Raw genomic sequence first — 14,525 nt, 5'->3', positions numbered from 1 at the left:
ACGCTCAGGGGGCGCGGTCGGGGAGGTGTCCGGAGAGCAGGAAGCCGACCGTCCGCTCCCGTTCCGTCCAGGCCCGGGTGTCGAGTTCCACCGACTGGAGCAGGGCGCACTCGACCTCGTAACCGTGCTCGGCCAGATCGCGTCCGACCCGTTCGGCCGTATCCCGGGTGGCCGCGTGGGTGACGATCCGGCCGGGACGGCGGTCGGCGACGGCGGAGACCACGGCCGCTCCCCCGCCGCCGACCCGGACGACGTCCGGTTCGGGCAGGCTTTCGAGGACGTGCGGGGCCCGGCCGTGGACGGTCTGGAGCTGGACGCCGAAGCGGCGGGCGGTGGCGGCGGCGCGGGCGCAGTTGTCCGGGTACTGGTCGACGGCGATCACGGCGGCGCCGAACCGGGCGGCCTCGACGGCGAAGGCCCCGCTGGCGCAGCCGATGTCCCACACGAGGTCGCCCACGCGCGGTCCGAGCCGGGCGAGTTGGGCGGCGCGCAGCCGGTCGTTCTCGCTCTCCCGCAGCCCGTGTCCGTAGACGTCGGCGGGCAGGGCCCAGCCGCGCGGGCCGGTCCCGGGGGCGCGTCCGGCGATCCAGCCGGGCTCGGGCGCGGCGGCGCCGCCGATGGAGAGGACGACGTTGGGGTCGCGCCAGGTGTGGTCGGCGGCCTTGTCGGAGGTGACGACGGTGACGCGTTCGCGGTCGGTGCCGAGTTCCTCGCAGATGACGAAGGTGCGGTGGACTCCGTCGAGGAGGAGCCCGAGTTCGGCGGGGCCCGCGCCGGGGGAGGTGAGGACGGCGACCTTGGTGTGGGCGCGGCAGACGTTGACGGCGCGGCGCAGGGTGCGGCGGTGGGCGACCACGACCTCCGCGTCGTCCCAGGGCATCCCGGCCCGGGCGAAGGCGCGGGCGACGGCGGAGGTGGCGGGGACGACCTCGACCTCCAGCCCCAACTCGGGGTCGCGCAGGGCGCGGACGACCCCGAAGAAGCCGGGGTCGCCGTCGGCGAGGACGACGGCGGTGCCCCGGTGGGAGGCGATCCGCCGGGCGGCCAGGGCGACGCTGCCCAGCCGGACGCGTTCGGCGCGCAGGGGCACCTCGGGGAAGGCGAGGTGGTGGGCCGCCCCGGCGACCAGGGTCGCCGCCGCGAGCGCCGAGCGCGCCGCGGCGGGCAGCGGTGAGCCGTCCCAGCCGATCACCGTGACCCGGTCGGCCATCGTCGTCAGTCTCCAGGGGGGTCGAGAGGGGGCGAGAGGGGCCCGGGGCGGAGGGCGGCGGAACACGCGGGGCGGGCGCGCCGACGGCCGGGGGCCGGAGCGCGCGGGAGGGCGCGCGGAACACCCGGGCGCGGGGGCGCGCCACGCGCACGGGCATCGTGAGCGTACCGGGTGGGGGCGGCGCGCGCGCCCCGGTGACCGAGGTCCGGCCGACGGCCGTGGAGCCCGGTGTCCGGGTCGTCCGGCGGCGTGGCGGCCCGGGTGGCGGCCCGGTGGCCCCGCGGTCCGGTGGGCGGCTCCGGCTCGGTCGGGGCGGTCCGGGGCGGTCGGCGCGGGAGCGGACGGTCAGGGAGGGGTCAGTTCCAGTCGTCGGTGAAGGCCGTGTACGCGTCGGCGCCCGCGAACTGCTCTCCGGCGCCCTCCAGGTCCTCGGGGAGCAGGCTCCACACGATGAGGTCGGTGCGCTGGTCGGTCCAGCCGCCGTCCTCGGTCCGGGCCCGCGCTATCCAGGCGCCGCGCAGGACGCCCTCGCTGATGCAGCCGATCTTCTGGGCGACCTGCTGGGCGGCGGTGTTGGCGGCGGCCGTGCGCAACTCCAGGCGCTCGAACTTCTGGTCGCGGAAGAGCCATCCGGCGGTGGCCAGCGCGGCCTCGCAGGCGTAGCCCTCGCCACGGGCCCAGGGGGCGATCGCACAGGCGAGTTCGGCCGAGCGGACCCGCCAGTCGGCGGCGCGCAGCCGGACGGTGCCGACCAGGCGCTGGGTGAGGAACTCGGTGACCGCGAAGACGATGCCGTGACCGGAGACGCGGGCGGCCGGGGCGCCCTCGGCGACCCAGGCCCGGGCGTCGTCCTCGGTGTACGGATGGGGAGCGGTGGCCCAGGCGACGACGAGCTCGTCGTTCATCATCTCGGTGAGGGCCGGGACGTCCGCCTCCTCGAAGGGGCGGAGGACCAACCGTTCCGTGCTGAGGGAGATGTCGGGAAAGGTGGTCGTCATGCGTCGCTCCGTCACCTTCAGGAACCTGCAGGTCTGTTGCTGAGTGGACCAGCATGCAGCATCGGGACGCGGGAACGCACCACGGGGCGCCACGGGAGGGTGGGACCCGTGGTGCCGGGAGGTGCGCCCGGGGCGGTGCGGAGCGGTGGCCGCGGCGCCCCGGGCGCGGGGGCTCAGCCCCGCCCGGCGGGCAGGACGGACCCCTGGTAGGTCTTCTCGATGAAGGCGGCGACCTCGGGGGAGGTGAGCAGCTTCGCGAGCTTCTTGACCCGGGGGTCGTCCTCGTCGCCCTTCTTGACGGCGAGGACGTTGGTGTACGGGTTGTCCTCGGCGCTCTCCAGGAGGATCGCGTCCTTCTTGGGGCTGAGGTCCGCGTCGAGGGCGTAGTTGTTGTTGATGACCGCGGCGCCGACGTCGTCGAGGGAGCGCGGCAGCTGCGCCGGGTCGAGCGACCGGAAGACGAGCTTCCTGGGGTTGTCGGTGATGTCGGCAGGGCTGGCGTCGGGGCCCGCGTCCGCCTTCAGTCCGATGATCCCCCGGTCGGCGAGGAGCCGGAGGGCGCGGCCCTCGTTGGTGGTGTCGTTGGGAACCGCTACGACGGCGCCCTTCTTGAGGTCCGCGACGTCCTTGACCTCCTTGGAGTACACGCCCATGGGGGGCAGGTACACCTCGGTGACGGCGACGAGGTCGGTGTCCTTGGACTCGTTGAAGTCCTTGAGGTACGGCTGGTGCTGGTACAGGTTGGCGTCGAGCGAGCCCTCCTGGAGGGCGGTGTTCGGCAGGACGTAGTCCTGGAACTCCTTGATCTCCAGTTCGAGGCCCGCGTCGGCGGCCAGCTCGGCCTTGACGTGGGCGAGCACCTCGCCGGCGGGGACGGGGGTGACGCCGACGACCAGGGGGCCGTCGCCGTCGTCGCCGGACGGGCCGGAACCGCAGGCCGTCAGGGCGACGGCGAGCGCGGTCCCGGCCGCCAGGGCGGTGAGGGTGCGGGTGGTGCGCATGGGGGTGGTTCTCCGGGGACGTACGAGGGGGACGGGGACCGTCCCCCGGTCAGAGCCGTCCGCCCGGTCGGGGAACCGGGGCGGAGGGCCGGGGCGCGGGGTGGGCGGCGCGGGGGCCGTCCGGCCCGCGGCGCGGGGCCGTCAGCGGGCTCAGAAGGCCGGGATGACGGCGCCGTCGTAGGTGTCCTCGATGAACTTCTTCACCTCGGGCGAGGTCAGCAGCTTGGCGAGCTTCTTGACCCGGGGGTCGTCCTCGTCGCCCTTCTTGACCGCGAGGAAGTTGCCGTACGGGTTGCCGTCGGCCTTCTCCGCGACGAGGGCGTCCTTGGCGGGGCTGAGGTCGGCCTCCAGCGCGTAGTTGCCGTTGATCACCGCGGCGTCCACGTCCGCGAGGGCGCGGGGCAGGTGCGGGGCCTCCAGCTCCTCGAAGGTGATGTCCTTCGGGTTCGCGGTGATGTCCTTGGGGGTCGCCGCGAATCCGGCGCCCTCCTTCAGCTCGATGACGCCGTGGGCGGCGAGCAGCTGGAGGGCGCGGGCCTCGTTGGTGGTGTCGTTGGGGACCGCTATGACGGCGCCCTTCTTGAGGTCCGCGAGGTCCTTGACGTTCTTGGAGTAGAGGCCGAGCGGCTCCAGGTGGACCGTGGCGTCCGGGACGGGCACGATGTCGGTGCCCTTCTTCTTGTTGAAGTCGTCCAGGTACGGCTTGTGCTGGAAGTAGTTGGCGTCGAGCTCGCCCTCCTGGACGGCGGTGTTGGGGGTCACGTACTCCGTGAACTCCTTGACCTCCAGCTCCAGGTCCTCCTTGGCGGCCAGCTTGTCCTTGATGTAGGCGAGGATCTCGCCCTGCGGGGTGGCGGTCGCGGCGACCCGCAGCGGTCCGTCGGTGCCGGCGGAGTCCTTGTCCGAGCCGCAGGCGGTGAGCCCGAGGGTGAGCGCTCCGGTGGCGAGGACAGCGGTGGTGATCTTGGCGGTGTTACGCACGAAAAGTGCCTTTCTCCATGGGTGGTACCGGTCCCGGCGGTGTGCGCGGGACGCGTGGGGTCCACCGGCGGGGCGGCCGGGGGCCGCCGCGTCGGCGAGGTTCGGGGAAGGTCTCCCGGTCAGGGGACCTTGAGGGGGTCGAGTTCGGCCTTGGCGGGCGCCGCTCCGCCGACGGGCGGCGGGGCCGCCCGCAGGAAGCGCAGCCGGGGCCCGGCTCCGGCCCGGCCCGTCCTGCGGTGCAGGGAGCGGGCGGCGAAGTCGCCGGCGAACTGGATGACGGAGATCACGACGGCGAGGACCGCCACGGTGATCCACATCAGTTCGGTCTCGAAGCGCTGGTAGCCGTAGCGGATGGCGATGTCGCCCAGTCCTCCGGCGCCGACGGTCCCGGCCATCGCGCTGTAGCCGATGAGGGCGACCACGGTGGTGGTGGCGCTGGAGATCAGCGAGGGCAGCGACTCGGGGACGAGCACCTTGCGGACCACGGTCCAGGTGTTGCCGCCCATCGCCTGCACGGCCTCCACCAGTCCGCCGTCCACCTCCCGGACGGCGGTCTCCACCAGCCGGGCGAAGAACGGGATCGCGCCGATCGCCAGCGGGACGATGGCGGCCTCCCGGCCGATGGTCGTTCCGGTGATCGTCCGGGTGAAGCCCATCAGGGCGACCATCAGGATGATGAACGGCATCGAGCGGGCGACGTTGACGACCTGCCCGATGACCTTGTTCACCAGGGTGTTCTGGAGGAGGCCGCCCCGGTCGGTGAGGACCAGGAGGATCCCGAGGGGCAGCCCGCCCGCGACGGCGGCCAGGGTGGACCAGCCGACCATGTAGAGGGTGTCCCAACACGCCTGCTCCAGCAGCGGAGCCATCTCCGACCAGTTCACCGGGAACCTTCCTTCACCAGGGCGGACGACGGGGTCCGGTCGACGACGTCCACCTGGAGGCCCTGCTCGCGCAGGAAGCCCACGGGCACCACGTTGTCCTCGTAGCGGCCGGGCAGCTCGATGCGCATCCGGCCGACCTGCTTGCCCGCGACGGTGTCCATCGCGGCGCCCAGGATCGAGATGTCGATGTTGTACGTGCGGGACAGCTGGGAGATGACGGGCCGGGTGGCCGCCTCGCCGTGGAAGGTGACGTCCACGACCGTCCGGTCCGGGCCGGTGGCGTCCCCGCTGACCGGGAAGAGCGCGGCGGCGAGTTCGGATCCGGGGGTGCCCAGCAGCTCGCCGACCGTCCCGGACTCCACGACCCGGCCGTCCTCCATCAGGGCGGCGGAGTCGCAGACCGACTTGACCACGTCCATCTCGTGGGTGATGAGCAGGACGGTGAGGCCGAGCTGGCGGTTGAGGTCGCGCAGCAGCTGGAGGATGGCGCGGGTGGTCTCCGGGTCGAGCGCGCTGGTCGCCTCGTCGGAGAGCAGGACCTTGGGGTCCCCGGCGAGCGCGCGGGCGATGCCCACCCGCTGCTTCTGTCCGCCGGAGAGCTGGGCGGGGTAGGCGCGGGCCTTGTCCCCGAGGCCGACCAGGTCGAGCAGCTCCAGCGCCTTGCGGGAGCGCTCCCGGCCGGAGACGCCGAGGATCTCCAGCGGCAGTTCGACGTTGTCCTGGACGGTGCGCGTGGACAGCAGGTTGAAGTGCTGGAAGACCATGCCGATCCGGCTGCGCGCCTCGCGCAGGGCACGGCCCGCGCGGGGTCCGCGTCCGGCGAGGGCGGTGAGGTCCCGGCCGTCCACGGTCACGGTTCCGGCGGTGGGGCGCTCCAGGAGGTTGACGCAGCGGATGAGGGAGGACTTCCCGGCGCCGCTCTGGCCGATGACGCCGTACACCTCTCCTTCGCGTACGTGGAGGTCGACGCCGTCGAGGGCGGTGACCTCGCGTCCGCGCGAACGGTAGACCTTGGTGAGGCCCTGGGTGGTGATCACTGGGATTCCGTCACTGTCGAGTGCGGGCGCCGTGGTGGGGCGCCGGGCACGGGGCATTCTTCTTCGGAACGCGGCACGGTTCCCGGAGTGGTGGTGACGCGGGGGAGAACGTGCGCTCGGGCGGCGGGTCCGTTCGACGGTCAGGTCGGGGGACGCGGCTCGGCGGTCTCGCTTCGGGGCGCGAGGCCAGGCGGTGCGGGGGCCCTCAGAAGGCGCGCATTCGACACATACAAGCAGCACCGGGCGTCATCATCGCCTCGGTCGCAAGGGTGCGGCTGCTCGTCGTGGTCATGTCGGCAAGTAAAGCAGACGTCCCGGCGCTGTCCACCCCCACTGTCCGTATAGCGGACAGTTTTGGACAATCCCCGGACACCGCCGCGTACCCCCGCCAACACCCGCACACCCGCCCGTCACCAGCCGCTACGGGGCCCAGGGGGCACTCCGGCACCCCCGGGGAGCCCCCGCCCCTCCCCCGCGACTGTGGCCAAGGCCACGGACCGGGGAACCGGCCGCCGCCCGGCCCGGTTCCGACACGGCCGGGCCGGGCGGGGGCGGCGCCCGGGCGGGGTCGGGCGCGTAATAGGGTCGGCCGCATGCTTGCTGCACTGACGATCGCGACCGCGGTGGCGGCGCTCGCGCTCGCCGCCTGGTGCGGTTTCGCCGCGTACCGCGACCAGCCGACGAAGGACTGGCACTTCATCGGGATGGCCGTGGTCTCGCTGCTCGCGGTCGTGCAGCTGGTGGTCGGGATCGTCCAGCTCGCGCGCGGGGAGAAGCCGGAGAAGGGCACCGCGATCTTCGTGGGCTATCTGATCGGGTCCGCGACCTGCGTCCCCGCCGCGGCCTTCCTCTCCCTCGCGGAGCGCACCCGGTGGGGCTCGGTGACCGTGGCGGCGGGCGGCGTGGTGCTCGCGGTGCTCCAGGTGCGGCTCTACGACATCTGGGGAGGCTGAGGTGACGGTGACCGGACAGGACGCCCCGGGCGGGCGCCGGAAGCTGATCAGCGGACCGGGCACCCTGCTGCTGTGGCTGTACGGGGTGATGGTGGTCGGCGCGGTCTCGCGCTCGGCGGTGCAGATCAGCACGGACTTCGGCCGGGCCCCGCTGGCGTACGCGCTCTCCGCGGTCGCCGGGCTCGTCTACGGCTTCATCACGTACTCGCTGGTGCGCGGCGGCGAGCGGGCGCGCCGGGCCGCGCTGGTGTGCTGCGCGGCGGAACTCGCCGGGGTGCTCGTCGTGGGCACCTGGACGCTGCTCGACCCCTCCGCCTTCCCCGACACCACGGTGTGGTCCGAGTACGGGATGGGCTATCTGTTCATCCCGGTGCTGCTGCCGCTGACCGCGATGTACTGGCTGCGCGGTCACCGCGCCGCGCCGGACGCGGAACCCGCCTCCTGAGCGACCCTCCCGGGCGGGTCCGGTGCGGGGGTTCCGCGCACCGGACCCGCCCGGGCGTCAGGCCGTGGTGGTGAGCACGCCGCCCGTGTGCTTGGTGAGGGTGACCACCGTGACCCGCTCGTCGATCCGCCGGGTGCCGACGGGCGCGTACCCGTGCTTGCGGTACAGCCGCAGATTGCGGTCGGAGCGGTTGCCGGTGAAGAGTTCGAAGCGGGTGGCCGTGCCCGCCGCGCCCAGCCGCTCCTCGATCGCCGCGAGCAGCCGTCCGCCGAGGCCGTGGCTGCGCATCCGGGGATGGACGATGAGCTTGCCGATCCGGGCGACGCCCTCCGCGTCGAGCGCGCCGCGCACCGACGCCACGACCTCGTCGCCGAGCCGGGCGACCAGGACCAGTCCGGTGGCCAGTTCCGTCTGGACGGAGGCCAGCGTCTGGGTGAGCGGTTCGATGGAGTAGTCGCCGTAGAGCTCCGCCTCGCTCTGATAGCACAGGTACTGCAACTTGAGGATCTGTTCGGCGTCCCGCTCGGCCGCCACGGAGATGGTCACGCTCATGCCCATGTGCGCATGCCTCCTGCTCACCCGCTCCACCGGTTGTCTAACGCTCCTTTCCCCACGGGTCAGGAACCGCAACCTCCGCCGCGAGCATTCTGCGCAGACATCCCAGGCATCGGGAACGTTCCGGCCCCAGACTTCCCTGTGAGATACCCAACGCTCCTGCGATTTCGCGGTAGGTCGGATGCTCCGGCGACAGAAAGGCCGTCACCAGCCCCCGGCAGCGCGCCGGGAGCCTGCGGACGGCGGCGCGCAGGGCGCGGTCCCGGTCCGCGAGCAGGGCCAGTTCCTCCGGGTCCGGTTGGCGGGCGGCGGGCAGCCGGGTCCCGCAGGGCAGTTCGCGGCGGGCCGCGCGGTGGCTGCGGAGCGCCTCGGACCGGGCGGCGGCGCGCAGCCAGCGGACCGGGTCGGGGGGCGGTCCGCTGGACGCCAGCCGTTCCAGCAGCCGCAGCCAGACCTCCTGGCCGAGGTCGTCGGACTCGGCTCCGGAGCGGGTCTCCTCGACGGCGACCGCGTGGGCGAGCAGCGGGGTGAGGGCGTCCAGCGGGGGCGGCAGCGACGGAGGTAAGGGATGGCTCATGTGGCCGGAACGCCACCGCCCGGCGCGGGGTTGCCGGGCCGGGCGGTGGTTCAGCCGTGCGGGGGACGGCACGGGGCGGGGGTTGACGCGGACGGCGGTTGACGCGGGGGCCGCCGCGCGGTGGGCCGCGCGGAGCCTGGGGGTACCGGATCCGGTCAGCGCCGGGGGCGGTCCCCGCCGGGCCACCGGATCGGTCCGTGCCGGGTCACCCGGGCTCGGCGGGTCAGTCCGTGTCGGGGGACCGGCCCGCCGGGTCAGTCCGTGCCGGGGCACCAACCCACCAGGTCAGTCCGTGTCGGGGGACCCGGCCAGCGGGTCAGTCCGCGTCCAGGTCGGCGCGGGCGAGGAGGACGGTGTCGGGGTGGTCGGTGAAGACGCCGTCGATCCCGGTCGCCAGATAGCGGCGGTACGCGCCGAAGGCGTCCCCGTAGCGGTCGGACGCGGTGCCCCGGCGGTACTCGGCGGGCAGGAACGGGTTCTCGTTGCGCAGGGTGTAGGGGTGGACGAGCAGTCCGGCGCGGTGGGCGTCGGCGACCAGGTCCGTCGGTTCGGTGAGGCGGCCGTCCGGGCCCCGGGGGATGACCAGGTCGAGGGCGGGGCCGATGCCCCGGGCGAAGTCCGCGATCCACTCCAGGCCCCCGGGCCGGATCAGATCGGCGGTGGTGCGCGGGTCACCGCCGACGACGAAGTCCCAGGGCCGGGAGGAGGGCGCGGACAGCAGGACGACGCCGGGGGTGTCCACGAGGCGGGCGAGGCGCTGGACGCTGCCCGGTTCGAAGGACTGGACGAAGGCGGGCGAGGAGCGGCGGTGGCGGTCGTACCGGCGCAGCAGCCGGGCGAGGGGTTCCTCCAGCGGGAGGCCGAGCCCCCGGAAGTAGGTGGGGTGCTTGGTCTCGATGTGCAGCCAGACCGGTCGGCCCCGGTCCCGGCCCGCCCGGTCGGCCCACTGGAGCACCTCCTCCAGGGTGGGCACCCGCCAGCGGCCGTCGTAGAGGGTGTTGTGGGGGCGGTTGGCCGGGATGCGTTCGACGGCCCGCAGGGTCCGCAGTTCGGCGAGGGTGAAGTCCTCGGTGAACCAGCCGGCGACCCGGACCCCGTCGACGGTCTTCGTGGTGCGGCGGTCCGCGAACCGGGGGTGGTCGGCGACGTCCGTGGTGCCGCCGATCTCGTTCTCGTGACGGCAGACCAGATGGCCGTCCCTCGTCGGGACGACGTCCTGCTCGATGACGTCGGCGCCGAGGTCGAGGGCGAGCCGGTAGGCGCCGAGGGTGTGTTCGGGCCGGTGGCCGCTGGCGCCCCGGTGCGCGATGACGGCGGGCACCGGCAGCCCCCGCCCGCCGCCCGGACGGCCCGCCGGGGCGGCGGCCGCGGCCCCCGCGCCCAGGGCCACGACCGTCCCGGCGGCGGTGGCGGCGCCGAACAGCGCGCGGCGTCCCGGACCGCGCCGCTGGTCCCGGGTGGTGTCCCGTCCTCCGGACGTGCCCATGTGTGCTCCCTCCCGGGGCGCCGACGCGGCGCGCTCCGCTGTGCGTGGCCGTCGCGGGGTGGGCGACGGGACGGCGATCGTAGGGACGCGACGGTGACGGGAGGGACACACCCGGGCGAACGGGAACCGGACGCCAGCGGTCGGGCACGCGGCGCACTCCCCCCTCAGGGGCACCCTGCGTTACATCGACATGACATCCCGTGACGATTCGGTGAACCCGATGTGCGCGGGGTGGTCACCCACGAGTATCGTCCTCACCTGCGCGGACCGCTGGCGGACCGTGCTGGCGCAGCCTCGAACCCCGAACCCGGAGGGCCCGTTGTCCCGTTTCGCACTCATCAAGGCAGTGCTCGGACCGATCATGCGCCTGATCTTCCGGCTCCGGGTCGAGGGCGCGCGGAACATCCCGGGCACGGGTCCGGTCATCCTGGCGGGCAATCACCTGACCTTCATCGACTCGATGATCCTGCCGCTCGTCTGCGACCGGCAGGTGGTCTTCATCGGCAAGGACGAGTACGTCACCGGCAAGGGGCTCAAGGGCCGGCTGATGGCGTGGTTCTTCACCGGCGTCGGCATGGTGCCGGTGGACCGGGACGGCGGCCGGGGCGGAGTGGCCGCGCTGATGACGGGCCGTCGCATCCTGGAGGACGGCCGGGTCTTCGGGATCTACCCAGAGGGCACCCGCTCCCCCGACGGCCGGCTCTACCGGGGGCGCACCGGGATCGCCCGGCTCACCCTGATGACCGGGGCGCCGGTGGTGCCCTTCGCGATGATCGGCACCGACAAGCTCCAGCCCGGCGGCCGGGGCATCCCGCACCCGGGCCGGGTCACCGTCCGGTTCGGTGAGCCGATGGAGTTCTCCCGCTACGAGGGCATGGACCGGGACCGGTACGTACTGCGGGCGGTCACCGACTCGGTGATGGCGGAGGTCATGCGACTGTCCGGCCAGGAGTACGTCGACGTCTACGCGACCAAGGCGAAGGCGGCCTAGGACCCGGTACCGGCCTCTCCCCCTCCGCTTTCCGGCGGGTCCGTCCCGCCGCTCCTCCGCCCGTCCGTGCGCCGTCACGGGCGGGCGGCGGTGTGACGGCGGGTCCAGCGTCCCCGGTGGGCACGGGCCAGGTCGGCGGCGCGGGCCGCGGCGGGGGCCGGGACCTCATGGGCGTCGAGCGCCCGCAGCGCCGCCGCCACTCCCCGGACGAACCGGGTGCCGACGGGGGTGAGCCGTCCGCTGCCGAGCAGGGTGCCGCCCGCCTCCCGGGTGACGTCCCGCCAGCGGGCGAACTCGGTCCACGCCCGGTCCCGTCCGGCGGGCTCCCGCACCACCGCGAGTTGCCGCAGCCAGAACCGGGCGACGCCCAGGTGCGCGTACACCCCGTGCAGCAGACCGATCAGCGGGCGGGGATCGTCCCGCCAGGGGGCGTAGTACAGGTCCCCGGGGTGGTCGTCGACGAGGTCGAAGAGGTGGGTGAGGGCGGCGAGCTTGTTGTGCTGGACCTCGTGGACCAGGTCCAGGGCGAATCCGAGGGAGGTGCGCGGGACGGACATCCCGGTGCAGCCGAACGTCTCGTTGGAACTGCCGCTCAGATCGCGGAAGTCGGGGGACAGCACCGGGACGACGGCCCGCAGCACGGCCTCCGCCTCGGCCAGTTGTCCGGCGTGGGCGACCCTCAGCAGCCGGCGGGCGCCGGTGAACGCGCGCTGCCAGTGGGCGAGTTCGGCGGGGGCCAGCCGTCCGGTGCCGGTGGAGGCGGGGAAGCTGTCGGCGTCGAGGTCGTCCAGGACCAGGGGCGGGCCGCCGTCCGGGGCGGCCAGGACGCGCAGCGGCAGCCAGCCGGTCCCGTCCGGCGGGGGGTCCGTCACCGGGGCGGACGGCAGGGGCTCGGTGACGGTCACCCGGTGGCCCCCGGCGGTGACGGTCGCGGCGCCGGACCCGAGCACCCGCACCAGCGCCGGTTCGCCGTGCGGGACGCCGCCGAACCGCGCGGCGCCGAGCGCGGGCAGCACCACCAGCCCGTGCCGCACCGGCAGGGTCGTGGTGGTGGTGAGTCCGGCGCGCAGCGTCGCGGTCACGGCGGTGGCCAGCAGCCGGTCGGTGCCACGGGCCGTCGCCTCCGGACCGCTCAGGGCGTTGAGGACGCGGAGCTGGGCCGGGCCGACGGACGGATAGGTGAGCGTCTCGCGCACCGCCCGGGGGGAGGCCCGGTGGGCGGCGGCGAGCAGGGTCCACGCCTCCCGGGCGGTGGCCGCGCCCGGCCCGCCGTGCCGCTCGGCGTGCGCGACGACCTCGCGGACCAGCGCCAGTCGGCGGCTGTACTGGGCGCGGCGCAGCAGCCGGGCCGCCTCCGGGCCGCCGTCACCCGCCGCGATCCGGTCGAGGAGCGCGCCGCTCATCCGGTGCCGGGGGGCCGTCACGGGGCGCCCGCCACCGGGCGGGCGAGCAGCCGTCCGAGGTCCTCGGCGAGCCGTCGGGCGACATGGCCGATGAGGGCGGTGAGGTCGGGGCAGTAGACGCTGGGGTTGGCGAACCCCGAGCCGTCGGCGCGGTAGCGGTGGGTGACGTGTCCGCCGCCGCACACCCGGTGCAGCGGGCAGGCCCGGCAGCGCGCCGACAGCCCTGCCAGGCCGGGTCCCGGAACGCCCGTGTCCACCGGGGCCGTTGGAGCCGCTGGGGCCTCGGGGGCCGCCGTGCCCGGTGGGGACGCCATGACCTGTGGGGCCACCGGAACCGCCGTGGCCGCCGGGGCGGGGCGCAGGGCGCGGTCGAAGGGGTCGCGCAGCACGTGCAGTCCGGTGCCGATCGCGCCGGGGTAGGTGGTGCGCAGGGTCGCGTCCCGGCCGATCGAGCCGTCGGTCTCCACCACCGTGTAGCCGACGGGGTCCAGCCCGAGCCCCTCCGTCTCGGCCCGGCCGCCGAGCAGCAGGGCGACCAGGTCGTCGAGGACGCGGACCCGGGTCTCGCGGACCGGGGCGTCGAACCAGACGTCGAACACGGCGGCCAGCCAGTCGGCGTAGGGGGTGTCCGGGGAACCGGGGCGGCGGCCGGGCGGCGGGGCGGACCAGTTGCCGTGCGGCAGCAGGAAGTCCACCACCGGGGGCGCGTACTCCAGCAGATGGCGGTAGGTGGCGACCGGGTCGTTGCGCGGGTCGATCACACAGAGCAGTCCGCCGAAGAGTTCCCGGTGGGGGCCCTCGACGAGACGGCGCAGCGCGGCGGTGACCTCGGCGTGGCTGCCACGGCCGCCGGTCCGCCTGCGGTGCCGGTCGTGGGCGGTCGCGTCCCCGTCCAGGCTGACCCCGATCCGGACGCCGAGACCGGCGAGGAGGTCGAGCCAGCGGTCGTCCAGGCCGAGTCCGTTGGTCTGCGCGGTGACGTCCAGCCGGACCCCGGGGCCGAGGGCCTCCCGTACCGCGCGCACCGCGTGGCCGACGGCGGCGGGCCCGGCCAGCAGCGGTTCGCCGCCGTGCAGGACGAGCCGGACGGCGGACAGCCCGTGGGCGGCGGCGTGTTCGGCGATCCGCTCGGCGGTGCGCTCCAGGACCGGGCGGCTCATGGTGCGGGGCTGGGCGCGCCAACTCTGGTCGGCGCTCTCGTACATGTAGCAGTAGTCGCAGGCGAGGTCGCACCGGCCGTGGATCTTGAGGATGAAGGAGTGGAAGGCGACGGCTCGGGGGTCCGGGACGGGGGTCCGGGACGGGGGTCCGCTCGTCCCCCGCTCACCGGTTCGGGCCGGATTCACGTCACGCACTGTTCGTGGACCCCTCAGACGGTCGTGCCGGGCCGTGCTCCGACAGGGAGGCCCGTTCAGTATTTTCAGTGCCGCTCGCGATCGTCAAGCGGGTGAATCAGCCGACCTGGAGCACCCCCGCGCCACCACGGGCGCCCCGGGCGCCGGGCGCCCGCGCGGGGCGTTTGCTCCGGCGACGCGGGCGGTCGGCGCGGGGCCCGGCCCCGGGCGCGGTCCCGGAGTCCGGCCGGGTACGGCGGGGCGCCCGGGAGCGACGGGTGACGGAGGGTCGCCGCGGCCCGCGCGCGGATGACCCGATCGGGGGTCCACGCGGGTTGACCGGGGACCGTGAGCCTGGTTCACGACCGCCGGGCTGGCTACGATGGTGAGCCGTGCGCCCGTCCGCGAGGACCGGAGACGAGAAGGGTGGACGATCCCCCCATGGCCGACCCGGCCGAAGTGCCAGACGAGATCGAGTCGTTGCTGACGGACCTCTCCGCGCTCCCCTTCGAGACGGTGGCGGAGCTGCCCGATTCCGCGCTCGGCTGCGCGCTGCGCCGCCTCCACGAGGCGGCGCGCACCCCGGACCGGATGTTCGCCTCGCAGTACCAGGATTCCCTCTAGCGTCCCGGGGCGGCCGGGGGCCCGGCCGTCCTCCGGGACCGCGTCC

General features: G+C 74.5%; 15 protein-coding genes. 4 read left to right on the top strand and 11 right to left on the bottom strand.

What is annotated here, in order from left to right; all coding sequences use genetic code 11:
- Positions 1–4: 4 nt before the first annotated feature.
- The 6 genes from cbiE to ACVWNX_RS28910 form a co-directional block, all read right to left on the bottom strand.
- The gene (gene cbiE, locus ACVWNX_RS28935) at positions 5–1,210 is read right to left on the bottom strand and encodes a precorrin-6y C5,15-methyltransferase (decarboxylating) subunit CbiE (RefSeq protein WP_454411133.1); all 1,206 of its coding nucleotides are present in this window, start codon (positions 1,208–1,210) and stop codon (positions 5–7) included.
- Between the two features lie 356 nt (positions 1,211–1,566).
- On the bottom strand, positions 1,567–2,208 hold the full coding sequence (locus ACVWNX_RS28930) for a GNAT family N-acetyltransferase (RefSeq protein WP_454411132.1): 642 nt from the start codon (positions 2,206–2,208) through the stop codon (positions 1,567–1,569).
- Positions 2,209–2,381: 173 nt separating this feature from the next.
- Entirely contained in the window at positions 2,382–3,209 is an 828-nt protein-coding gene (locus tag ACVWNX_RS28925) for a MetQ/NlpA family ABC transporter substrate-binding protein (protein WP_454411131.1), read from the bottom strand.
- A 150-nt stretch (positions 3,210–3,359) separates the two neighbouring features.
- Entirely contained in the window at positions 3,360–4,190 is an 831-nt protein-coding gene (locus ACVWNX_RS28920) for a MetQ/NlpA family ABC transporter substrate-binding protein (RefSeq protein WP_454411130.1), read from the bottom strand.
- 119 nt (positions 4,191–4,309) lie between these two features.
- On the bottom strand, positions 4,310–5,074 hold the full coding sequence (locus ACVWNX_RS28915; RefSeq protein WP_454411129.1) for a methionine ABC transporter permease: 765 nt from the start codon (positions 5,072–5,074) through the stop codon (positions 4,310–4,312).
- Complete coding sequence (locus ACVWNX_RS28910) at positions 5,071–6,111, bottom strand: methionine ABC transporter ATP-binding protein (RefSeq protein WP_454411128.1); 1,041 nt, start codon at positions 6,109–6,111, stop codon at positions 5,071–5,073. Before ACVWNX_RS28910 ends, ACVWNX_RS28915 begins: the two co-directional genes overlap by 4 nt.
- 593 nt (positions 6,112–6,704) lie before the next feature.
- Between ACVWNX_RS28910 and ACVWNX_RS28905 the strand changes: the two genes are divergently transcribed.
- Both ACVWNX_RS28905 and ACVWNX_RS28900 read left to right on the top strand, forming a co-directional pair.
- Complete coding sequence (locus ACVWNX_RS28905) at positions 6,705–7,064, top strand: hypothetical protein (protein WP_454411127.1); 360 nt, start codon at positions 6,705–6,707, stop codon at positions 7,062–7,064.
- A gap of 1 nt (position 7,065) precedes the next feature.
- Positions 7,066–7,509: a hypothetical protein gene (locus tag ACVWNX_RS28900; protein ID WP_454411126.1), complete on the top strand. Its 444-nt coding sequence runs from the start codon at positions 7,066–7,068 to the stop codon at positions 7,507–7,509.
- A 57-nt stretch (positions 7,510–7,566) separates the two neighbouring features.
- Here ACVWNX_RS28900 and ACVWNX_RS28895 read toward each other — a convergent pair whose 3' ends face one another.
- From ACVWNX_RS28895 to ACVWNX_RS28885, 3 genes are all read right to left on the bottom strand, one after another.
- A complete protein-coding gene (locus ACVWNX_RS28895) occupies positions 7,567–8,067 on the bottom strand; it encodes a GNAT family N-acetyltransferase (RefSeq protein WP_454411125.1) in 501 nt (166 codons plus the stop codon).
- A 37-nt stretch (positions 8,068–8,104) separates the two neighbouring features.
- The gene (locus tag ACVWNX_RS28890) at positions 8,105–8,641 is read right to left on the bottom strand and encodes a sigma-70 family RNA polymerase sigma factor (protein WP_454411124.1); all 537 of its coding nucleotides are present in this window, start codon (positions 8,639–8,641) and stop codon (positions 8,105–8,107) included.
- A 316-nt stretch (positions 8,642–8,957) separates the two neighbouring features.
- On the bottom strand, positions 8,958–10,127 hold the full coding sequence (locus ACVWNX_RS28885) for a glycerophosphodiester phosphodiesterase (protein WP_454411123.1): 1,170 nt from the start codon (positions 10,125–10,127) through the stop codon (positions 8,958–8,960).
- Positions 10,128–10,446: 319 nt separating this feature from the next.
- Here ACVWNX_RS28885 and ACVWNX_RS28880 point away from each other — a divergent pair, with 319 nt between their 5' ends.
- The gene (locus ACVWNX_RS28880; RefSeq protein ID WP_454414982.1) at positions 10,447–11,118 is read left to right on the top strand and encodes a lysophospholipid acyltransferase family protein; all 672 of its coding nucleotides are present in this window, start codon (positions 10,447–10,449) and stop codon (positions 11,116–11,118) included.
- A 74-nt stretch (positions 11,119–11,192) separates the two neighbouring features.
- Here ACVWNX_RS28880 and ACVWNX_RS28875 read toward each other — a convergent pair whose 3' ends face one another.
- Together ACVWNX_RS28875 and ACVWNX_RS28870 are read right to left on the bottom strand one after the other, a co-directional pair.
- The gene (locus ACVWNX_RS28875; RefSeq protein ID WP_454411122.1) at positions 11,193–12,542 is read right to left on the bottom strand and encodes an HEXXH motif domain-containing protein; all 1,350 of its coding nucleotides are present in this window, start codon (positions 12,540–12,542) and stop codon (positions 11,193–11,195) included.
- Positions 12,539–13,867, bottom strand: coding sequence for a radical SAM protein (locus tag ACVWNX_RS28870; RefSeq protein ID WP_454411121.1), 1,329 nt, complete (start codon positions 13,865–13,867; stop codon positions 12,539–12,541). Before ACVWNX_RS28870 ends, ACVWNX_RS28875 begins: the two co-directional genes overlap by 4 nt.
- Positions 13,868–14,296: 429 nt before the next feature.
- On the opposite strand from ACVWNX_RS28870, the gene ACVWNX_RS28865 reads away from it, so the two are divergent.
- Positions 14,297–14,479, top strand: coding sequence for a hypothetical protein (locus ACVWNX_RS28865; protein WP_454411120.1), 183 nt, complete (start codon positions 14,297–14,299; stop codon positions 14,477–14,479).
- Positions 14,480–14,525: the final 46 nt, after the last annotated feature.

It is taken from the genome of Streptomyces sp. JNUCC 64 (assembly GCF_054484115.1).
Note: the sequence above shows the minus strand (reverse complement) of the source record. Positions and strands in the feature narration are given on the sequence as shown.

Bases quoted from the DNA above. Each gene is read 5' to 3' on its own strand.
- ACVWNX_RS28885 (WP_454411123.1), bottom strand. From the start codon at position 10,127: ATGGGCACGTCCGGAGGACGGGACACCACCCGGGACCAGCGGCGCGGT.
- ACVWNX_RS28890 (WP_454411124.1), bottom strand. From the start codon at position 8,641: ATGAGCCATCCCTTACCTCCGTCGCTGCCGCCCCCGCTGGACGCCCTC.
- ACVWNX_RS28905 (WP_454411127.1), top strand. From the start codon at position 6,705: ATGCTTGCTGCACTGACGATCGCGACCGCGGTGGCGGCGCTCGCGCTC.
- ACVWNX_RS28925 (WP_454411131.1), bottom strand. From the start codon at position 3,209: ATGCGCACCACCCGCACCCTCACCGCCCTGGCGGCCGGGACCGCGCTC.
- cbiE (WP_454411133.1), bottom strand. From the start codon at position 1,210: ATGGCCGACCGGGTCACGGTGATCGGCTGGGACGGCTCACCGCTGCCC.
- ACVWNX_RS28895 (WP_454411125.1), bottom strand. From the start codon at position 8,067: ATGGGCATGAGCGTGACCATCTCCGTGGCGGCCGAGCGGGACGCCGAA.
- ACVWNX_RS28865 (WP_454411120.1), top strand. From the start codon at position 14,297: ATGGCCGACCCGGCCGAAGTGCCAGACGAGATCGAGTCGTTGCTGACG.
- ACVWNX_RS28930 (WP_454411132.1), bottom strand. From the start codon at position 2,208: ATGACGACCACCTTTCCCGACATCTCCCTCAGCACGGAACGGTTGGTC.